Source organism: Lentzea sp. NPDC058450 (assembly GCF_042721395.1).
In the GTDB taxonomy this organism is placed as follows: Bacteria; Actinomycetota; Actinomycetes; order Mycobacteriales; family Pseudonocardiaceae; genus Lentzea.
In genome coordinates this window covers 318,878-337,253 of sequence record NZ_JBHXLO010000005.1, presented here as the reverse complement: position 1 = coordinate 337,253, position 18,376 = coordinate 318,878, and the positions used below count along the sequence as shown (strand labels likewise).

General features: G+C 68.6%; 22 protein-coding genes. 8 read left to right on the top strand and 14 right to left on the bottom strand.

Annotated features, from left to right (window positions below; all coding sequences use genetic code 11):
* Positions 1 to 53: 53 nt before the first annotated feature.
* Positions 54 to 548, bottom strand: a complete 495-nt coding sequence (locus tag ACFWNN_RS11585; protein WP_382439811.1) for a hypothetical protein — start codon at positions 546 to 548, stop codon at positions 54 to 56.
* Positions 545 to 2,023 (bottom strand): tRNA (N6-isopentenyl adenosine(37)-C2)-methylthiotransferase MiaB, encoded by a 1,479-nt coding sequence (gene miaB / locus ACFWNN_RS11580; RefSeq protein ID WP_382439810.1) that lies wholly within the window; start codon positions 2,021 to 2,023, stop codon positions 545 to 547. The genes ACFWNN_RS11585 and miaB overlap by 4 nt, the downstream gene beginning before the upstream one ends.
* Before the next feature lie 155 nt (positions 2,024 to 2,178).
* Between miaB and ACFWNN_RS11575 the strand changes: the two genes are divergently transcribed.
* Positions 2,179 to 3,078 (top strand): TAXI family TRAP transporter solute-binding subunit, encoded by a 900-nt coding sequence (locus ACFWNN_RS11575; RefSeq protein WP_382439809.1) that lies wholly within the window; start codon positions 2,179 to 2,181, stop codon positions 3,076 to 3,078.
* A 10-nt stretch (positions 3,079 to 3,088) separates the two neighbouring features.
* Here ACFWNN_RS11575 and ACFWNN_RS11570 read toward each other — a convergent pair whose 3' ends face one another.
* Together ACFWNN_RS11570 and ACFWNN_RS11565 are read right to left on the bottom strand one after the other, a co-directional pair.
* Complete coding sequence (locus tag ACFWNN_RS11570) at positions 3,089 to 4,474, bottom strand: sensor histidine kinase (RefSeq protein WP_382439808.1); 1,386 nt, start codon at positions 4,472 to 4,474, stop codon at positions 3,089 to 3,091.
* Between the two features lie 56 nt (positions 4,475 to 4,530).
* Entirely contained in the window at positions 4,531 to 5,205 is a 675-nt protein-coding gene (locus ACFWNN_RS11565) for a response regulator transcription factor (RefSeq protein ID WP_266042156.1), read from the bottom strand.
* A 159-nt stretch (positions 5,206 to 5,364) separates the two neighbouring features.
* Between ACFWNN_RS11565 and ACFWNN_RS11560 the strand changes: the two genes are divergently transcribed.
* The 4 genes from ACFWNN_RS11560 (at position 5,365) to ACFWNN_RS11545 (ending at position 8,630) form a co-directional block, all read left to right on the top strand.
* Positions 5,365 to 6,093: an amino acid ABC transporter ATP-binding protein gene (locus ACFWNN_RS11560; protein WP_382439826.1), complete on the top strand. Its 729-nt coding sequence runs from the start codon at positions 5,365 to 5,367 to the stop codon at positions 6,091 to 6,093.
* A gap of 41 nt (positions 6,094 to 6,134) precedes the next feature.
* Entirely contained in the window at positions 6,135 to 7,028 is an 894-nt protein-coding gene (locus ACFWNN_RS11555; RefSeq protein ID WP_382439807.1) for a glutamate ABC transporter substrate-binding protein, read from the top strand.
* Between the two features lie 79 nt (positions 7,029 to 7,107).
* Entirely contained in the window at positions 7,108 to 7,755 is a 648-nt protein-coding gene (locus ACFWNN_RS11550) for an amino acid ABC transporter permease (protein ID WP_382439806.1), read from the top strand.
* Positions 7,752 to 8,630, top strand: coding sequence for an amino acid ABC transporter permease (locus ACFWNN_RS11545; protein ID WP_382439805.1), 879 nt, complete (start codon positions 7,752 to 7,754; stop codon positions 8,628 to 8,630). The genes ACFWNN_RS11550 and ACFWNN_RS11545 overlap by 4 nt, the downstream gene beginning before the upstream one ends.
* 49 nt (positions 8,631 to 8,679) lie before the next feature.
* On the opposite strand, the gene ACFWNN_RS11540 is transcribed toward ACFWNN_RS11545, so the two are convergent.
* From ACFWNN_RS11540 to ACFWNN_RS11530, 3 genes are read right to left on the bottom strand one after another with little or no spacing between them, the layout of a single operon-like run.
* Positions 8,680 to 9,144 (bottom strand): hypothetical protein, encoded by a 465-nt coding sequence (locus tag ACFWNN_RS11540; RefSeq protein ID WP_382439804.1) that lies wholly within the window; start codon positions 9,142 to 9,144, stop codon positions 8,680 to 8,682.
* The gene (locus tag ACFWNN_RS11535) at positions 9,129 to 9,494 is read right to left on the bottom strand and encodes a hypothetical protein (protein ID WP_382439803.1); all 366 of its coding nucleotides are present in this window, start codon (positions 9,492 to 9,494) and stop codon (positions 9,129 to 9,131) included. Before ACFWNN_RS11535 ends, ACFWNN_RS11540 begins: the two co-directional genes overlap by 16 nt.
* A gap of 19 nt (positions 9,495 to 9,513) precedes the next feature.
* Positions 9,514 to 9,783 carry a hypothetical protein gene (locus tag ACFWNN_RS11530; protein ID WP_382439802.1) on the bottom strand — a complete coding sequence of 90 codons (270 nt, stop codon included), beginning with the start codon at positions 9,781 to 9,783 and terminating at the stop codon, positions 9,514 to 9,516.
* A gap of 114 nt (positions 9,784 to 9,897) precedes the next feature.
* On the opposite strand from ACFWNN_RS11530, the gene ACFWNN_RS11525 reads away from it, so the two are divergent.
* Complete coding sequence (locus ACFWNN_RS11525) at positions 9,898 to 10,554, top strand: response regulator (RefSeq protein WP_382439801.1); 657 nt, start codon at positions 9,898 to 9,900, stop codon at positions 10,552 to 10,554.
* Position 10,555: 1 nt separating this feature from the next.
* On the opposite strand, the gene ACFWNN_RS11520 is transcribed toward ACFWNN_RS11525, so the two are convergent.
* From ACFWNN_RS11520 to ACFWNN_RS11495, 6 genes are all read right to left on the bottom strand, one after another.
* The gene (locus ACFWNN_RS11520; protein ID WP_382439800.1) at positions 10,556 to 10,933 is read right to left on the bottom strand and encodes a hypothetical protein; all 378 of its coding nucleotides are present in this window, start codon (positions 10,931 to 10,933) and stop codon (positions 10,556 to 10,558) included.
* Between the two features lie 19 nt (positions 10,934 to 10,952).
* On the bottom strand, positions 10,953 to 11,357 hold the full coding sequence (locus ACFWNN_RS11515) for a hypothetical protein (RefSeq protein ID WP_382439799.1): 405 nt from the start codon (positions 11,355 to 11,357) through the stop codon (positions 10,953 to 10,955).
* Positions 11,358 to 11,527: 170 nt separating this feature from the next.
* On the bottom strand, positions 11,528 to 12,277 hold the full coding sequence (locus ACFWNN_RS11510) for a succinate dehydrogenase/fumarate reductase iron-sulfur subunit (protein WP_382439798.1): 750 nt from the start codon (positions 12,275 to 12,277) through the stop codon (positions 11,528 to 11,530).
* A complete protein-coding gene (locus ACFWNN_RS11505; protein WP_382439797.1) occupies positions 12,274 to 14,142 on the bottom strand; it encodes a fumarate reductase/succinate dehydrogenase flavoprotein subunit in 1,869 nt (622 codons plus the stop codon). Before ACFWNN_RS11505 ends, ACFWNN_RS11510 begins: the two co-directional genes overlap by 4 nt.
* 9 nt (positions 14,143 to 14,151) lie before the next feature.
* A complete protein-coding gene (locus ACFWNN_RS11500; RefSeq protein ID WP_382439796.1) occupies positions 14,152 to 14,916 on the bottom strand; it encodes a hypothetical protein in 765 nt (254 codons plus the stop codon).
* Positions 14,917 to 15,002: 86 nt separating this feature from the next.
* A complete protein-coding gene (locus ACFWNN_RS11495) occupies positions 15,003 to 15,293 on the bottom strand; it encodes a hypothetical protein (protein WP_382439795.1) in 291 nt (96 codons plus the stop codon).
* Between the two features lie 227 nt (positions 15,294 to 15,520).
* Here ACFWNN_RS11495 and edd point away from each other — a divergent pair, with 227 nt between their 5' ends.
* Positions 15,521 to 17,377, top strand: coding sequence for a phosphogluconate dehydratase (edd, locus tag ACFWNN_RS11490; protein WP_382439794.1), 1,857 nt, complete (start codon positions 15,521 to 15,523; stop codon positions 17,375 to 17,377).
* Here edd and ACFWNN_RS11485 read toward each other — a convergent pair.
* Positions 17,374 to 17,790 carry a hypothetical protein gene (locus tag ACFWNN_RS11485; RefSeq protein ID WP_382439827.1) on the bottom strand — a complete coding sequence of 139 codons (417 nt, stop codon included), beginning with the start codon at positions 17,788 to 17,790 and terminating at the stop codon, positions 17,374 to 17,376. The genes edd and ACFWNN_RS11485 overlap by 4 nt on opposite strands.
* Here ACFWNN_RS11485 and eda point away from each other — a divergent pair.
* On the top strand, positions 17,719 to 18,342 hold the full coding sequence (gene eda, locus ACFWNN_RS11480; RefSeq protein WP_382439825.1) for a bifunctional 4-hydroxy-2-oxoglutarate aldolase/2-dehydro-3-deoxy-phosphogluconate aldolase: 624 nt from the start codon (positions 17,719 to 17,721) through the stop codon (positions 18,340 to 18,342). The genes ACFWNN_RS11485 and eda overlap by 72 nt on opposite strands.
* The last annotated feature ends 34 nt before the right edge of the window (positions 18,343 to 18,376 follow it).

Here is an 18,376-nt window from a genome sequence, read left to right as displayed (position 1 = left end):
CCGAGAGCCCCTCTTCCACGCGGAAGAGGGGCTCTCGGGCGTTAGAGGGCGCTTTACGGCTGTTCGGGGTGCTCGTCCTGGCCGAGGTGCGGCGGGCGGGAGGCCGCGATCTTCAGCCACTTCACCAGCAGCACGATCGTGGCGATCGCCGCGATGATCAGCCCCGCGCCGGGGCCGGGACCGATGGTCTTGTTGCTCGTCGTGGTCTGCTGCGTCCAGATCGACAGCACCCCGATGATCGACCCCGCGAAGAGCCCGAGCGAGCACACCCACGCGAGGCCCCAGCGGCGCACGGCGAGCGTGATGCCCGACCCGGCCACGCCGACGCCCAGCGCGAGGAACGAGAACAGCCGGGGCAGGAACAGGTCCGACTCGCCGAGCAGCACGTCCAGCCCGGTGTGCTCCCCCACCCACGGCAGGATCAGCGACACCAGGATCGCGAGCACCGCGATCGAGATCGTCAGCGCGCCCGTGCCGGGGTCGATGCGCTTGTTGGCCTGGTGCTCTACCGCGTCGATTTCCTTGCGCAAGAAGTCCTCGTCACTCACTGGGCCGCGCACCCCGAGACGGCGGGCAGCGGCGCGGGTGCTCCGAACGAGGGCAGACCCAGGCCGACGCCCGCGGTCTTGGGCTTGATGCCGGCCTCGGAGCGGTCACCGGCCTTCGTGCGGCGCCACGACAACGGCTCGCCGTCCGCGACGAGGTAGTGCGGGGCCGCGTACGTCACGACGGTCTCCACCACGTCACCGGGACGCGGCGCGATGTCGCCGGGCGTGAAGTGCACCAGCCGGCCGTCCCGGGCGCGGCCGCTCATGCGCCGCGTCTCCGCGTCGCGCTTGCCCTCGCCGGTCGCGACGAGCACCTCGACCGTGCGGCCGACCTGCTCGATGTTCAGCTGGTGCGTCATCTCGTTCTGCAACGCCACGAGCCGGTCGAACCGCTCCTGCACCACGGCCTTCGGCAGCTGGTCCGGCAGGTCGGCGGCGGGCGTGCCCGGACGCTTCGAGTACTGGAACGTGAACGCCGACGAGAACCGCGCCTGGCGCACGACGTCGAGCGTGCCCTGGAAGTCCTCCTCGGTCTCCCCCGGGAACCCGACGATGATGTCCGTGGTGATCGCGGCGTCCGGCATCGCGGCACGGACCTTCTCGATGATCCCCAGGTACTTCTCGGTGCGGTACGAGCGGCGCATCGCCTTCAGCAGCCGGTCCGAACCGGACTGCAACGGCATGTGCAGGCTGTGGCACACGTTCGGCGTCTCGGCCATCGCCGCGATGACGTCGTCGGTGAAGTCCTTGGGGTGCGGCGAGGTGAACCGCACGCGCTCCAGCCCGTCGATCTCCCCGCACGCGCGCAGCAGCTTGCCGAACGCCAGCCTGTCGCCGAACTCGACGCCGTACGAGTTGACGTTCTGGCCCAGCAACGTCACCTCCAGCACGCCCTCGTCGACCAGCGTCTGCACCTCGGCCAGCACGTCCCCGGGACGGCGGTCCTTCTCCTTGCCGCGCAACGACGGCACGATGCAGAACGTGCAGGTGTTGTTGCAGCCCACCGAGATCGACACCCAGCCCGAGTAGGCGGAGTCGCGGGCGGCCGGCAGCGACGACGGGAAGGTCTCCAGCGCGTCGAGGATCTCGACCTGCGCCTCCTCGTTGTGGCGCGCGCGTTCCAGCAGCACCGGCAGCGAGCCGATGTTGTGCGTGCCGAACACGACGTCGACCCACGGGGCGCGCCGCACGATCTCGCTGCGGTCCTTCTGCGCGAGGCAGCCGCCGACCGCGATCTGCATGCCGGGCTTCGCCGCCTTGCGCGGGGCGAGGTGGCCGAGCGTGCCGTACAGCTTGTTGTCGGCGTTCTCGCGGACCGCGCAGGTGTTGAAGACGACGACGTCGGCCTCGTCGTCGAGGGCCCGCTCGTAACCGGCGTCCTCGAGCAGACCGGCGAGGCGCTCGGAGTCGTGCACGTTCATCTGACACCCGAACGTGCGGATCTGGAAGGTCTTGCCACCCTGCGCGGTACTCACGCCCGAAACGATAACCCCTGGTCACGAGCCCGAGTCGGGCGGACCGCCCCAAAGCGCGCGCATCCACACGTTGACCAGGCAGGACCTTCGTCGGGTGCAATCACGCACGACCCCCGTGGCACGATGCGCTGGTGCTGGGACGAGTACATGCCGCCGTGAGCCTGCTAGCCGCCGCAACGGTCCTGACGGGCTGTAGCAACACGGTCGCGGACGTCAAGATCACGATGGCCACGGGCAGCCCCGGCGGCGTCTACTACTCGCTGGGCAACGGCCTCGCGGACATCTGGAGCGGACGCCTCGGCATCGTGAAACCCCAGGTCGTCGCCACGGCCGGGTCGAAGGACAACGTCACCCGGCTGATCAACGACCAGGCCCAGGTCGGCTTCTCGCAGGCCGACGCGCTCGAAGGCGTCGAGGGCTCGGACAAGCTGCGCGCCCTGGCCCGCATGCACGACGACTACCTCCAGGTCATCGTCCGCGCCGACCTGCCGGTCACGAAGCTGCGCGACCTGTCGGGCAAGCGCGTGTCGATCGGCGGCCGCGAGTCCGGCGTCGAGATCATCGCGAGCGGCCTGCTCAAGTCCGCGGGCGTCACCCCGGAGGCGGTGAACCTCAGCCTCGACGACTCCGCCCAGGCCATGCGCGAGGGCAGGCTCGACGCGTTCTTCTGGTCCGGCGGCCTGCCCACCAAGACCATCACCGACCTCACCAAGGGCCTCGGCGTGCGGATGCTCGACCTGAGCGACGTGCTGGGCAAGTTCCGCCAGGAGAAGCCCGTCTACGGGTCGGCGACGCTGCCCGCGTCTACCTACAACCTCCAGGCCGACCCCGTCGGGCCCGTCATCACCCTCGTCGTGCGCAACTTCCTGCTGGTCAACGAGAAGATGCCGGACGACGTGGCGGAGGCGTTGGTGCGGCAGCTGTTCGAGGCGCAGCCCGAGCTCGTGAAGGCGCACTCGGCGGCCCGCACCATCGAGCAGCGGTCGGCGATCGAGACATCGCCGGTACCGCTGCACAACGGCGCCATGCGGTATTACCGCGAAACCAAAGTCTGATTCCCGGGGTCTAGACGGCCGGAAGCTCGACCACGACCTTCAGGCCGCCGTCCTCGGGCGACTCCAGCCGCACGGTGCCGTCGACGCGTTCGACCACCAGCCGCACGATCGAGAGCCCGAGACCGGACCCCGGCACGTTCTGGTGCGCCGGGCTGCGCCAGAACCGGTCCGTGGCGCGTTCCAGCTCCTCGGCCTGCAACCCGGGCCCGTGGTCGGCGACGGACAACGTGATCACCCCGTCGGCCTTGCGCGCGTCGACGACGATCAGCGTGCCCTCGGCGGTGAACTTCAACGCGTTGTCCAGCAACGCGTCCAGGATCGTCTCGACGCCGCGCGGCGGCACGAGCGCGAGGCCGACCCGCTGCCCGTCCAGCACCAGGTGCACCTCCTTCGCCGCCGCGGCCGACTGCCACGCCGACAGCCGCGCCGCCACGGACTTGTCGACGTCGACCGGCACCGGGTCCACCGAGCTCGACTCGGCGCGCGCCATCGCGAGCAGCTCGTCGAGGATGCGGTTGAGCCGGTCGGTCTCGGTCAGCGCCTCGACCTGGTGCACCTCGGCCTCGGCGTCGACGTGACCCTCCAGGTTGGACAGTCGGAGTTTCAGCGCCGTCAACGGGTTGCGCAGCTGGTGCGAGGCGTCGGCGACGAAGGCCCGCTGGGACGCCAGCACGTCGCTCACGTTCGCGGCCATCTGGTCGAAGGAACGGCTGAGCTGCCTCAGTTCCGGCGGCCCGCTCTCCGCACCGACCGGTGGCACCGGCCGGCCCGACACCACCGCGGCGAGCAGCTTCCCGGTCGCCTCGTCCAGCGCCTGCACCGGCCGCAACGTCCAGCGCACCACCGGCAGCGCGAGCAGCACCGCGAGCGCCAGCACCAGCAGGCTTCCCGCGAGCAGCAACGCCCACCAGGCGAGCACCTCGAAACGGGTCTTCGTGGTCGGCGAGAACGTGATCACCGCGCCGCGCACCTCGCCGTCGACGAGCACGGGTTCGGCGAGCACCATCCGCGAGGTGTCCCAGGGCTGCAACAACGGCGGCGCGACCGGCAGCCGTCCGGCGAGGGCCTTGCTGACCAGGTCCTGCACGCCGCTCTCACCGAGCGCGAGGTCGTTGCGCGACGCCACCAGCGGCACCGTCGGCGCGTCCCTGGCCACGACGGCCACGCCGATGTCGTAGAGGTCGTCGTAGCGCTGCAGCTCGGGCAGCAGCAGGTCCGGCTTGTCGTCGATCAACGGCCGGGCCGCGAGCGACGCGAACCGGCTCGTGTCGGTGAGCCGGTCGAGGAACATCTCCTGCTGCTCCGCCGCCGCCACGTTGCGGCCCAGCGGCACGCCGAGACCCACCAGCACGAGCACGATCAGGGCGAGCACCACGCCCAGCAGTCGTGACCTCACAGCCCGTCACCCCACCCGGTCGCGACACGCCGACGGCAAAGATCACCCAATCGAGATCACACCTGCCCCAGCCGGTAGCCGACGCCCCGCACGGTCTCCAGCAACGACGGCCTCCCGAGCTTGGTCCGCAACGTGGCCACGTGCACGTCGAGCGTCCGGTTGGCGCCGGACCACGTGCGTCCCCACACCTCCGCGAGGATGCGCTCGCGGGTGCACACCGCGCCACCCGCGGCCATCACCAGCGCGAGCACCTGGAACTCCTTGCGGGACAGGGCGACCGACTCCCCCGCCACCGTGACCTCGTGACGCCCCAGGTCGACCCGCACGTCCCCGGTTTCGAAAACCTCCGTGGACACCGCTCCCACACCGACCGGATCAGCCCCGCGACGCCGGCGCACGGCGTGCACTCGCGCGACGAGTTCTCCCACGTCATAAGGCTTGACGAGGTAGTCGTCGGCCCCGGCGTGCAGGCCGAGGATCCGGTCGTCGATCTCCCCCCGCGCGGACACCACGATGATCGCGACGTCCGACGCGGCCCTGATGGCACGGCACAACGTCACGCCGTCCATGTCGGGCAGGCCCAGGTCGAGCAGCACCACGTCGACGCCCGCCAGGCGGTCGAGGGTGCCGCGGCCCGTGGCCTGCCGGTCCACGTGGAAACCCCGTCTGGTCAGGGCGGGGACCAAGGCCTCGGCGACCCTGTCGTCGTCCTCGACGAGCAGCACGCGCACTTTCGCTACCTCCCGGGCAACCGATGTCTGCCTGTGACAGAGTTGAGACCCTAAGTCTTGCTCAATGTCCTGGACTGGTGTGGTGGCGGACACCTAGGTTTCCGCCAACGCCGACGACCCCAAATGGAGGACTGGATGACTGCCGCCTCTGCACCGCCGATGATTCGTGTGGCGGGTGTGGACAAGTTCTTCGGCCCGTTGCACGTGCTCAAGAACGTGCAACTGGAAGTGCCGAAGGGGCAGGTCGTGGTCGTGCTGGGGCCGTCGGGTTCCGGTAAGTCGACCCTGTGCCGGACCATCAACCGCCTCGAACCGATCGATTCCGGTGTCATCGAGGTCGACGGCCAGCCGCTTCCCGCCGAAGGAAAAGAACTGGCCCGCCTCCGTGCCGACGTCGGCATGGTGTTCCAATCTTTTAACCTTTTCGCCCACAAGACCATCGTCGAGAACGTCATGCTCGCCCCGGTGAAGGTGCGCAAGACGCCCGCCGCCGACGCGCGCAGGACCGCGATGGAACTGCTGGAGCGCGTCGGCATCGCGAACCAGGCCGAGAAGTTCCCCGCCCAGCTCTCCGGTGGCCAGCAGCAGCGCGCCGCGATCGCCCGCGCGCTCGCCATGAAGCCCAAGGTGATGCTGTTCGACGAGCCGACGTCCGCGCTCGACCCGGAGATGGTCCAGGAGGTCCTGGACGTCATGACGGGCCTGGCCAAGGACGGGATGACCATGCTGGTCGTCACCCACGAGATGGGCTTCGCCCGCAAGGCCGCGGACCGCGTGATCTTCATGTCCGACGGCGAGGTGGTCGAGGACTCGACGCCGGAAGAGTTCTTCTCGGCCCCGAAGTCCAACCGCGCGAAGGACTTCCTTGGCAAGATCCTGACTCACTAGTAGTCAGCCCACTTTCCAGAACGAATGGCAGGAGAAGGACGATGAGGGTTCGCACCCTTGCGGCGGTGCTGCTGACGGGCGCACTGGCCCTGACCGCGTGTGGCAAGGAAGGTGCCCCGGCAGACCAGGGCGCCGCGCCCGCCGGTCTGTTCGAGGTCGCCAAGGACGTCTCCGTCGCGGGTTCGCCCACGTTCGACAAGGCGAAGTCGCGCGGTTCGCTGATCATCGGCGTCAAGGAGGACCAGCCGGGCCTCGGTTACAAGGACCCGACGACGAACAAGTACAGCGGCTTCGACATCGACATCGCGAAGCTCATCTCGGCGAAGCTCGGCTTCGACCCCGAGAAGATCCAGTACAAGACCGTCCAGTCGGCCGCGCGTGAGCAGGCGCTGATCAACGGGGACGTCGACTACTACGTCGGCACCTACACGATCAACGCGGGCCGCAAGGAGAAGGTCGCGTTCGCGGGCCCGTACTTCGTCGCCGGCCAGGACCTGCTGGTGAAGAAGGACAACGCCGACATCACCAGCAAGGACACCCTCAAGGGCAAGAAGGTCTGCTCGGTGACCGGCTCCACGCCGGCCAAGCGGATCAAGGACGAGAAGCTGACCGAGGAAGGCAACGTCCTCGAGTTCCAGGGCTACTCGCAGTGCGTCACCAAGCTCCTCAACGGTGAGGTCGACGCCGTCACCACCGACGACGCGATCCTCAAGGGCTACGCGGCCGCCGAGGAGGGCAAGCTGAAGGTCGTCGGCAAGCCGTTCTCCAGCGAGCCCTACGGCATCGGCCTGCCGAAGGACGACAAGGCGCTGCGCGACAAGGTGAACGACATCCTGCAGACCTCGCTCGACGACGGCACCTGGCAGAAGATCTACGACGGCACGCTCGGCAAGTCGGGCTCGTCCGCGGAGAAGCCGAAGATCGACCGGTACTGACGGTTGTTCACGTGGCCGGTGGATCCCACGCGGGTCCGCCGGCCGTTCCTTTGAAGGCGGACGGACGGCAAGGAAACCGATGAACGTCCTCACCAAGAACTTCTCATTCTTCCTGGACGCGTTCGGACAGACGCTCCAGCTCTTCGCGATCTCCGCGGTGATCTCCCTGGTGCTCGGCACGCTCCTCGCCGCGCTGCGGGTCAGCCCGGTCCCGGTCTTCCGCGGCATCGGCACGGCGTACGTGACGGTCCTGCGCAACACGCCGCTGACGCTGGTCTTCGTGTTCTTCGTGTTCGCGTACCCGCTGCTGGAGATCCTGAAGATCGACGAGTACACCGCCGCGGTCGTCGCGCTGTCGCTCTACACGGCGGCGTTCGTCTGCGAGGTGGTGCGGTCGGGCATCAACACCGTGCCGGTCGGGCAGGCGGAGGCGTCGCGCGCCCTCGGGCTCACGTTCACGCAGATGCTCGGCAACGTGGTGCTGCCGCAGGCGATGCGCTCGGTCGTGCCGCCGATGACGAGCACCATGATCGCGTTGCTGAAGAACACGACGGTCGCGTCCGGCTTCGCCGTCTTCCAGGCGGGCAACATCCGCGAACAGCTGTCGGACCAGGGTGACAACGTCCTTCTCGGACTCCTCTGGGTCGCGCTCGGGTTCGTCATCCTGGTCATGCCGCTGACGTACGTGCAGCAGGTCTTCGAGAAGCGGTGGAGCGTGGCCCGATGAGCATGGTGCTGTTCGACGTCCCGGGCCCGAAGGCCCGCGTCCGTCACAAGATCATGGCCGTCGTCGGCATCGCGGCGATCATCGCGGCCGTCGTGTACGTGGTCATGCGGTTCGTCGTCACCGACCAGTTCACGACGCGCCGGCTCGACTGGATCAACTACAAGGTGATCCAGCTGTCGCTGGTGGAGGCGATCGGCAACACGCTGGCCGCGTTCGCCGTCGGCGCCGTGCTGGCACTGGTGTTCGGCGCGATCTTCGCGGCGGCGCGGCTCTCCGACCACGCGTGGATCCGCACGCCCGCCGCGGTGATCGTCGAGATCTTCCGCGCGATCCCGCTCGTGATCATGATGTTCTTCTTCTACTACGGCCTTCCCGTGGCCGGGGTGAAGCTGAGCGCGTTCACGGCGGTCGTGATCAGCCTGATGCTGTACAACGGCTCGGTGCTCGCGGAGATCTTCCGCGCCGGCATCAACTCGCTGCCCAAGGGCCAGAGCGAGGCCGCGTACGCGCTGGGCATGCGCAAGACCCAGGTGATGACGCTCGTGCTGCTGCCGCAGGCGTTGCGGGCGATGCTGCCGACCATCATCAGCCAGCTCGTGGTGCTGCTGAAGGACACCGCGCTCGGCTTCCTCATCACGTTCGAGGAGCTGCTGCGGTGGGGTACGCGCATCGGTGGTGACGCGGTCAACTTCGGTCGCCCGATGATCTCGGTGATGATCGTGGTCGCGCTGATCTACATCGGACTGTGCCTGTTGCTGACGTGGCTCGCGACTTACCTCGAGAAGCGCAACCGCCGCAACAAGAAGGTCATCCACACCGACGCCGGCGACGCCGCCCAGCAGGTCCAGGTGGCCAACGCCGCGGGCTCGCTCTGACGTTCGCCCGCCGAAACGGGGCGTGTCCACTTCGGACACGCCCCGTTCGTCATCTCCAGAGCACCGAATCGCAGTTGTTGGTCACGTAGTCCGCGGCCAGCGAGCCGTCGCCCTGCTTCGCTCTCACGGCGGTCTCGCGGGCGTAGCGCTGTCCGTCCGGGTCCTCGGGTGAGAACTCCGGCAGCACGTCGCCCATGACGTCGAGCGCCTTCGCCGCGGCCGCCTGGTCGCCGCGTTTCCTGGCGTCCTCCCAGCCGAGGTACCAGGCGCAGGAGTTGGTGATCTCCAGGACGATCCGCTCGCTGCCCGCCGGGGCCCGATCCGGTCCCGGCCCCGACCTCTCCGCCAGCACGCCCAGGTCCGGTGTACGGCCGTCCGGCCAGGTGAACCGCGCCGCGCCGTCCTTCAGGTCCTGGGTGTACCGCCGCTGGTCGACGAGCTGCGGAGCCGGCGGCGGGGTGGAACAGCCGGCCAGCACGACGAGCGCGAGCAGTGCGGTCAGTTTCCGCTCCACCACAGCGTTCCCCCGACGGTGCCCGAGGTGTACGGGCTGTTCGAGGCGAGGCAGAACTTGGTGCCCGCCTTGAAGTTCGAGCCGACGCGCGTGCGGGTCTCCTCCATGCGCACGAACGCGCCGCGGTTGTTCCGGTCGCCGCACTTGTACCAGGCGAGCTGCATGACGCCGCCCAGTGCGACGCGGGCGTCGATGTTCGAGCCGGCGACGGTGATCGTGCGCGCGGTGGTGAACCAGGTGATCTGGTTCTCCTTGAACGGCACGGTGATCGTCGTCGACGCCGCCTGCGCGGGCGTGGCCGACAGCATCGCGAAGCCCAGGGCGAGCAGGCCGGCGAGAACGCGTTTCATCGAGGGTTCCCTTCGGGGGTCAGACGTTCCAGTCGACGACACCGCGCCAGCGGCCGGCCTGCTCCCCCACGACGTCGAGGCAGAACGTGGTGCCCGCCGGGAAGTTCGCGCCGAGCAGCCTGCGCGAGCGGTCGCCCGCCGGGAACAGCACGGGCGCTCCCGCGACCCGTCCGTCACGGAACCACCGGATCTCCAGGTCGACCGGGCTGTCGGTGACGCGGAGGTAGACGTCCGAACCGTCCACGGTGACCGTGCGGACGGCGAGCAGGTCGGCCGATGCGGTGCGCATGCGCCGGAACGTATCGGCGCGAGCGGAACCGGGTCGTCTCACGAACAGTGGATCTCCCGTCAACTTTCGCGGTACGCTCCTGGTGGGGGATCTGCCGGCGGTGACGTCACGTGAATGAGGGACGTTGTGACGCGCGTGCTCGTGGTCGACGACCAGCCGTTGTTCAGAGCCGGCCTGGTCGCGTTGCTGAACGCCGCACCTGATCTGACCGTCGTGGGCGAGGCCGCCGACGCCGGCACCGCCTGCGAACTCGCCGAGTCGGCGCGGCCCGACGTGATCCTGCTGGACATCCGCCTGCCGGGGCTGACGGCGTTGAAGAGCGCCGCCGGATCCGCGCGGGTGCTCGTGCTGACGACGTTCGACCTGGACGAGTACGTCCACGAGGCGCTGCGGCTGGGCGCGGCGGGGTTCGTGCTGAAGGAGTCCGAACCAGCGCGCCTCATCGCCGCCATCAGCGCCGTCGCGTCCGGGGAGATGCAGTTCAGCCCGACGGTGATGCGCAGGCTCGTGGCGGCCTATCTGAGGGGCGGCACGGCGGCCCGTGGCGGCGACGCGGGGCTGGAGGAGCTCACGGACCGCGAACGCGAGGTGCTGCGGCTCGTCGGCACCGGGCTGACGAACACGGCGATCGCGGCGCGCCTCACCGTCACCGAGGGAACGGTGAAGACGCACCTCAACCGCGTCATGACGAAGCTGCGGCTGACCAGCCGGGCTCAGGCCGTGGTGATGGCCTACGAGTCCGGGCTGGTCATCCCGCAGCTCGCCGGGTGAGCTACCAGCGCAGGCCCAGGTGGGCGAAGTCCGGTGTCTGCTTGTCGACGTTCAGCGTGATCCCGCCGGCGTGGATGTTCTCGCAGGTCCACGACCCGGGCGGGTCGTCGGACCAGATCTCGCGCTTGCACCCGGTCGGCCCCTGGCTGTCCCAGACGTCCCAGGTGGTGCGGTAGTTGGTGTAGGGCCACCTGCGGTCGATGTCCACGTCGATCGAGAGCCTGCCGCCTGGGAAGTCCAGGGTTGCGATCTGGCACTCGCTCTGCGTCGGCACCGCGCCGCACACTCCCGTGACGCTGCCCGCGTGCGCGGCCGTAGCCACGAGCGGTACCGCGAGGGCCGCGATCACGGCCGCCACCGCGAATTCACGAATCTTCATCATTTCCCCCAGGAATCCTTCAGACCTCGATGCATTCGGGATCGGCGGCGCGGGTGAACGTGGATCCCGTCTGCATCCAGAACTCCGAACACCACAAAGTGCCCTCGTGCGTTTTCTGGTTCGTCTCGGCGCGATAGGACTCGGACGACGTCCAGTACTTGGTCTGGCTGTCGCCGATGTGCCCGTTCGGGCCGAAAACCCGGAAGAACCCGCTCTGCGTCGGGATCACCGGCGCCCCCGCCAGCTGCGTGACCACCCTGGCGATGGTGCACGGGTCACCGGTGACCGCGACGAGGAAGACGTTCACCACGCCGTTCCCCTCGGACTGGTAGGGGTTGCAGTTCGACGACTCCGCGGACGCGGGCGCAACGACGACGAGACAGCACGACAACGCCGCCACAACGGCAGCGAAACACCTTCGCATTTCGAATCCCCCAATTCGATGTGGACCGCTCCACCGCGATCCGTCATCAGTACAGCACCGGAACGTCGTCATCGGCGCGGCGAAACCAGGGGAACCCACGAAAGTGGCACAAGCTCGAAAACAGTCCCGCAAGCCGCGGGCCGGGGTTACGATCCCCGGCCCGCGGGCCGCTACGAGCGCCTGAACAGCTTGTTGCCGAGCCACACGATCGGGTCGTACTTGCGGTCGGCGACGCGCTCCTTCATGGGGATGAGCGCGTTGTCGGTGATGTGGATGTGCTCGGGGCACACCTCGGTGCAGCACTTGGTGATGTTGCACAGGCCGAGGCCGTGGTCGTCCTGCGCCTGGTCGACGCGGTCGGCCGTGTCGAGCGGGTGCATCTCCAGCTCCGCGACCCGCATGAGGAACCTCGGTCCCGAGAACGCCTCCTTGTTCTCCTCGTGGTCACGCACCACGTGGCAGGTGTTCTGGCACAGGAAGCACTCGATGCACTTGCGGAACTCCTGCGAGCGTTCCACGTCGACCTGCTGCATCCGGTACTCGCCCGGCGCCAGGTCCTTCGGCGGCGCGAACGACGGGACCTCCCGCGCCTTGGTGTAGTTGAAGGACACGTCGGTGACGAGGTCGCGGATGATCGGGAACGTCCGCATCGGCGTGACCGTGATCGTCTCGGCCTCGGTGAAGGTCGACATCCGGGTCATGCACAGCAGCCGCGGGCGCCCGTTGATCTCGGCCGAGCACGACCCGCACTTGCCCGCCTTGCAGTTCCACCGCACCGCGAGGTCCGGCGCCTGCGTGGCCTGGAGCCGGTGGATGATGTCGAGGACGACCTCGCCTTCGTTGACCTCGACGGTGAAGTCCTCCAGCCCGCCGCCGGAGTCGTCACCGCGCCACACCCGGAACTTCCCCTGGTAGCTCATGACAACTCCTCGGCGGTGAGGTACTTCTCCAGTTCGGTGCGGTCGAACAGGTCCAGCAGGTCGGACCGGATCGGGATCTGCGGTTTCTCCTCGACGCGGACGCCCTCGCCGGAAGTGGTGCACACCAGCAGCCTCCGGCGCCACTCGGCGTCCATCACCGGGTGGTCGTCGCGGGTGTGACCGCCGCGCGACTCGGTGCGCAGCAGCGCCGCCTTCGCGACGCACTCCGACACCAGCAGCATGTTGCGCAGGTCGAGCGCGAGGTGCCAGCCGGGGTTGAACTGCTGGTGGCCCTCGACGGTGAGCGAGCGGGCGCGTTCCTTGAGCTTCTCCAGCCGCTGCAACGCCTCCTCCATCTCACCGGCGCGGCGGATGATGCCGACGAGGTCGTTCATCGACTGCTGGAGTTCCATGTGCAGCGTGTACGGGTTCTCGCCGCCCTCCTCCTGGAACGGCTTGAGCGCCATGGCCCTGGCCTCCGTGACGGTGTCCTCCGCGACCTTCGGCCGTTCCTTCAAGGCCCGCACGTATTCCGCCGCTCCGGCGCCCGCGCGGCGTCCGAAGACGAGCAGGTCCGACAGCGAGTTGCCGCCGAGGCGGTTGGAGCCGTGCATGCCGCCGGAGACCTCGCCGGCCGCGTAGAGCCCTGGTACGGAAGAGGATCCGGTGTCCGGGTCGACCTCGACGCCACCCATGACGTAGTGGCAGGTCGGGCCGACCTCCATGGGCTGCGCGGTGATGTCCACGTCGGCCAGTTCCTTGAACTGGTGGTGCATGGACGGCAGCCGGCGCCGGATCTCCTCGGCGGGCAGACGCGTGGACACGTCGAGGAAGACACCGCCGTGGGGCGAGCCGCGGCCCGCCTTCACCTCGGAGTTGATCGCGCGGGCGACCTCGTCACGGGGCAGCAGCTCCGGTGGGCGCCGGTTGTTCGCCTGGTCGGTGTACCAGCGGTCGCCCTCCTCCTCGTTGTCCGCGTACTTGTCCTTGAACACCTCGGGGATGTAGTCGAACATGAACCGCTTGCCGTCGGAGTTGCGCAGCACGCCACCGTCACCGCGGACGGACTCGGTGACCAGAATCCCCTTGACCGACGGCGGCCAGACCATGCCGGTCGGGTGGAACTGGATGAACTCCATGTTGATCAGCGAGGCCCCGGCCCGCATCGCGAGTGCGTGACCGTCCCCGGTGTACTCCCAGGAGTTCGAGGTGACCTTGAAGGACTTGCCGATGCCGCCGGTCGCGAGGATCACCGCCGGTGCCTCGAAGAGCACGAACCGGCCGGACTCGCGCCAGTAGCCGAACGCGCCGGAGATCCTGTCCCCGTCCTTCGCGAGCTCGGTGACGGTGAACTCCTGGAACACCCGCAGGCGTTCCTCGTAGTCGCCGAACTCCTTGAAGTCCTCCTGCTGCAACGACACGATCTTCTGCTGCAACGTGCGGATCAGCTCGAGGCCGGTGCGGTCGCCGACGTGGGCGAGGCGCGGGTACTCGTGGCCACCGAAGTTGCGCTGCGAGATGCGGCCGTCCTTGGTGCGGTCGAACAGCGCGCCGTAGGTCTCCAGCTCCCAGACCCGTTGCGGCGCCTCCTGCGCGTGCAGCTCGGCCATGCGCCAGTTGTTGAGGAACTTGCCTCCGCGCATGGTGTCGCGGAAGTGGACCTGCCAGTTGTCGCTCTCGTTCGCGTTGCCCATGGCGGCGGCGATGCCGCCCTCGGCCATGACGGTGTGGGCCTTGCCGAACAACGACTTGCAGAGAACGGCGGTGCGCAGGCCGTGCTCACGGGCCTCGATCGCGGCACGCAGACCGGCACCACCCGCGCCGATCACGAGAACGTCGAACGAATGCCTTTCCAGCTCGGGCAAAACCACTCCTTAGTTGATGAAGCGGAGGTCGGAGATCGTTCCCGAGGCGACCAGCGCGACGTACAGGTCCGTGAGGCAGACGAAGATCAGCGAGGCCCAGGCCAGTTGCATGTGCCGGTTGTTGAGCTTCGAGATCTGCGTCCACATCCAGTAGCGGACCGGGTGCTTGGAGAAGTGCTTGAGCCGCCCGCCCGCGATGTGCCGGCACGAGTGGCACGACAGCGTGTACGCGCCGAGCAGGCTGACGTTGACGAGCAGCACGATGTTGCCGAGACCGAGGCCGGTGCTGAACGCCGAGACGGCGTCGTAGATGTTGACCAGCAACAGCAGCGAGGCCGCGTAGAAGAAGTACCGGTGCAGGTTCTGCGCGATGAGCGGGAACCGGGTCTCACCGGTGTACTTGCTGTGCGGCTCGGCCACGGCGCACGCGGGCGGTGACGCCCAGGCCGCGCGGTAGTAGGCCTTGCGGTAGTAGTAGCAGGTGATCCGGAATCCCAGCAGGAACGGGATGATCAGCAGCGGCGGCGTGAGGAACCCCGGCAGCGCGGGGAACCACTGACCGAAGTGCGATGCGGCCGGTACGCACTCCTCCGTGAGACACGGGGAGTACATCGGGGTGAGGTAGTGGTACTGGTCGACCCAGTAGTAGTCCCCCTGGAACGTGCGGAACGCCGCGTAGATCGAGATGAGCAGCAGGCCGACGAACGTCGTCAGCGGCGGCAACCACCATCGGTCCGTGCGCAGAGTCCTGGCGGCGATCTCTGCCCTCGCCATTGGTCACCTTTCTGGGGGTCCACGTCGTTGTGGAACAAACGCGTAACGGCCCCCGCTGTCCGCGAGGGCCGTGAGGTCGGGCTGGGTCAGGTCCGGTTCCGGTACCCACCGAGTCCTTCGTCGTCCGCGTCCTTCCAGAGCGACTCGTCGTAAGGCGTGTCTGGCACGACCACGACCTCGCGTTCCACTTGAGGCGCTTCGCGCTGCCTGGGGGTGGCGAGGTCGACGAGTTCGGAAGCGTCGATGTCCATGCGTTCCACGTCGTTGGCCAGACGCCGAACCGCAGCCACGTCGCCGTATCGGGCGCGCAGATTGCTGACGGCATGCCGCATCTGACCGATGACCCGGCGCAGCTCGACGATCTCCGTGGCGTTCATGGGACACCTCCGTTCCAAGGTCGTGCCCCGCACTCTGCCCAATCTCAAGCCATGTGACAAGCACCACACGCCAAGATTCAAAACTGGTTCAGTCCCAGTTACTGAATCGTTTTTGTGTCTACGACCAGCCATGACTTACTGTGTGTGGCGTCACGCCCGTCCGTGGGACGCCACCGTTGTCGTCTCGTAAGGGCCCCACCACGGCCCGTGATGACCCGGAGACCCCCATGACCGAACTGCATCCTGTTCTGACAGAGGTGACACGCCGCATCGCCGCCCGCAGCGCCGACTCGCGCCGTGCGTACCTCGAACGCGTGGCCGCAGCCGCGCAGGACGGAACGTCCCGGTCCGGCTTCGCGTGCAGCAACCTGGCGCACGGCTTCGCCGGAATCACCGGCGGCGACAAGGCGGCGCTGCGCGCGCTGCGCAAGTCCAACGTCGCGATCGTGTCGTCCTACAACGACATGCTGTCGGCCCACCAGCCGTTCCAGGAGTACCCGGCCTGGATCAAGGACGCCGTGCGCTCGGCCGGAGGTGTGTCCCAGTTCGCCGGCGGTGTGCCCGCCATGTGCGACGGCATCACCCAAGGCCGTGAGGGCATGGAGCTGTCGCTGTTCAGCCGCGACGTCATCGCCATGTCGACCGGCGTGGCCCTGTCGCACGAGATGTTCGACGCCGCCGTGCTGCTGGGCGTGTGCGACAAGATCGTGCCGGGCCTGCTGATCGGCGCCCTGTCGTTCGGCCACCTGCCGTCGATCCTGGTGCCCGCCGGGCCCATGTCGTCGGGCCTGTCGAACAAGGAGAAGGCGCGCGTCCGGCAGCTCTACGCGGAGGGCAAGGCCTCCCGCGAGGACCTGCTGGAGGCCGAGGCCGCCTCGTACCACTCCCCCGGCACCTGCACGTTCTACGGCACCGCGAACTCGAACCAGATGGTCGTCGAGGTCATGGGCCTGCACCTGCCGGGCGCCTCGTTCGTGCCGCCGGGGACCGTGCTGCGCAAGGCGCTCACCGAGCACGCCGCCCGCCGCGCCGTCGAGATGGCCAAGGGCGAGGGCTACACCCCGATCGCGCACATCGTCGACGAGAAGGCCGTGGTCAACGGCGTCGTCGCGTTGCTGGCGACCGGTGGCTCCACGAACCACACGATGCACCTCGTCGCCATCGCCGCCGCCGCGGGCATCGAGCTGAGCTGGGACGACTTCTCCGACCTGTCGTCCGTCGTGCCGCTGATCGCCCGCGTCTACCCGAACGGCGGCGCCGACATCAACCACTTCCAGGCGGCGGGCGGCGTGCAGTTCGTCGTCGGCACCCTCCTGGACTCCGGCCTGCTGCACGCCGACGTCAACACCGTCGCGGGCCACGGCCTGGACCGCTACCGCCAGGAGCCGATGCTGGCCGACGGCGAGCTGATCTGGGTCGACGGCCCCGGCCGGTCGCTCGACACCGAGGTCCTGCGCCCCGTCAGCGAGCCGTTCGCCTCCGACGGCGGCCTGCGCATGCTGTCCGGCAACCTCGGCCGTTCGGTCATCAAGGTCTCGGCCGTCGCCGTCGAGAACCACGTCGTCGAGGCCCCGGCCCGCGTCTTCACCACGCAGGAGGCCTTCCAGGAGGCCTTCAAGGCGGGCGAGCTCGACCGCGACGTGGTCGTCGTCGTCCGCCAGCAGGGCCCCCAGGCCAACGGCATGCCCGAGCTGCACAAGCTCACCCCGCCGCTGGGCGTCCTGATGGACCGCGGCTACAAGGTCGCGCTGGTGACCGACGGCCGCATGTCCGGCGCGTCGGGCAAGATCCCGGCCGCCATCCAGCTGACCCCGGAGGCGGCCGTGGGCGGCCCGCTCGGCCGGGTCCGCGACGGCGACGTCGTGCGCCTCGACGCCGGCGCCGGAACGCTGGAGGTCCAGGTGCCCGCCGAGGAGCTGGCGACGCGCCCGCTGGTCGACTTCCCGCCGACGAGCCGCGAGTGGATGGGCACCGGGCGCGAGCTGTTCGCCGCCCTGCGCCGCAGCGTCGGACCCGCCGACCGCGGTGCCACGGTGTTCGGTCCGATCACGGCCGACCACTTCGCCCCGGTCACGCACCACTAGGCGGATGACCAGCTTGCCGGGGTGGCGGACGTGAGAGCAGCCACTCCCGGTGGGCAGCCGGCACGTGGACGGGCTGGAATGAGGTGAACGTTGACGATGTCGTCAACCTCGACGCCGTCAAGCCCGTCAACGTCGGTGTTGACGTCGTCAAGTTCGTCAACGTCGGTGTTGACGCCGTCAATGCCGTCAACACCGACGTTGACGGAATCAACCTCGTCAACCTCGTCGTCAATGTCGTCAATGTCAGCGTCAACGTCGTCAACGTTGAGAACATCAGCAGCAGGACCTCGGCAAGGAGAGCAGCAGTGACCAACGGTGACAGCCCCAGCGGCGTTCTTCGGGTGAGCACCGGGGCGGACCTTCTCAGCCTGTCGCCCGTCATCCCGGTCGTCGTGGTCGACGACGCCGACCACGCCGTGCCGCTCGCCCAGGCGCTGCTGCGCGGTGGCGTGCGCGTCATCGAGCTGACGCTGCGCACCCCGGCCGCTCTCGCCGCCATCGAGAACGTCGCGCGCGAGGTGCCGGAGATCGTGATCGGCGCGGGCACCGTCACGGCGCCGGAGCACGCGGAGCAGGCGGCGAAGGCCGGGGCGGCGTTCCTCGTCACGCCCGGCACGACCGAGCGGGTGCTCGACGCCGCCGACGCGACCGGGCTGCCGTATCTGCCGGGCGCGGCGACGGTGTCCGAGGTGATGCGGCTGGCCGAGCGCGGGCTGACGGCGCTCAAGTTCTTCCCGGCCGAGGCGGCGGGCGGCGCCGACTACCTCAAGTCGATCGGCGGGCCGATCCCGCACGTCCGGTTCTGCCCGACCGGCGGCATCACGCCGCAGACCGCGCCGGACTACCTGAAGCTGGCGAACGTCGGCTGCGTCGGCGGCTCGTGGCTCGCGCCGAAGGACGCCCTCGCGCAGGGCGACTGGGAGCGGATCGAGCGGCTCGCCCGGGAGTCCACCCAACTCGGGTAACCCAGATCACGAACCGGAAGTTCGGCTCACGACC

Excerpts from the sequence above, each read along its gene's own strand:
- ACFWNN_RS11530 (WP_382439802.1), bottom strand. The coding sequence starts at position 9,783 with ATGCGCACCGCATCGGCCGACCTGCTCGCCGTCCGCACGGTCACCGTG.
- ACFWNN_RS11535 (WP_382439803.1), bottom strand. The coding sequence starts at position 9,494 with ATGAAACGCGTTCTCGCCGGCCTGCTCGCCCTGGGCTTCGCGATGCTG.
- ACFWNN_RS11555 (WP_382439807.1), top strand. The coding sequence starts at position 6,135 with ATGAGGGTTCGCACCCTTGCGGCGGTGCTGCTGACGGGCGCACTGGCC.
- ACFWNN_RS11495 (WP_382439795.1), bottom strand. The coding sequence starts at position 15,293 with ATGAACGCCACGGAGATCGTCGAGCTGCGCCGGGTCATCGGTCAGATG.
- ACFWNN_RS11545 (WP_382439805.1), top strand. The coding sequence starts at position 7,752 with ATGAGCATGGTGCTGTTCGACGTCCCGGGCCCGAAGGCCCGCGTCCGT.
- ACFWNN_RS11500 (WP_382439796.1), bottom strand. The coding sequence starts at position 14,916 with ATGGCGAGGGCAGAGATCGCCGCCAGGACTCTGCGCACGGACCGATGG.
- edd (WP_382439794.1), top strand. The coding sequence starts at position 15,521 with ATGACCGAACTGCATCCTGTTCTGACAGAGGTGACACGCCGCATCGCC.
- ACFWNN_RS11510 (WP_382439798.1), bottom strand. The coding sequence starts at position 12,277 with ATGAGCTACCAGGGGAAGTTCCGGGTGTGGCGCGGTGACGACTCCGGC.
- ACFWNN_RS11550 (WP_382439806.1), top strand. The coding sequence starts at position 7,108 with ATGAACGTCCTCACCAAGAACTTCTCATTCTTCCTGGACGCGTTCGGA.
- ACFWNN_RS11560 (WP_382439826.1), top strand. The coding sequence starts at position 5,365 with ATGATTCGTGTGGCGGGTGTGGACAAGTTCTTCGGCCCGTTGCACGTG.
- ACFWNN_RS11525 (WP_382439801.1), top strand. The coding sequence starts at position 9,898 with ATGAGGGACGTTGTGACGCGCGTGCTCGTGGTCGACGACCAGCCGTTG.
- ACFWNN_RS11515 (WP_382439799.1), bottom strand. The coding sequence starts at position 11,357 with ATGCGAAGGTGTTTCGCTGCCGTTGTGGCGGCGTTGTCGTGCTGTCTC.
- ACFWNN_RS11520 (WP_382439800.1), bottom strand. The coding sequence starts at position 10,933 with ATGAAGATTCGTGAATTCGCGGTGGCGGCCGTGATCGCGGCCCTCGCG.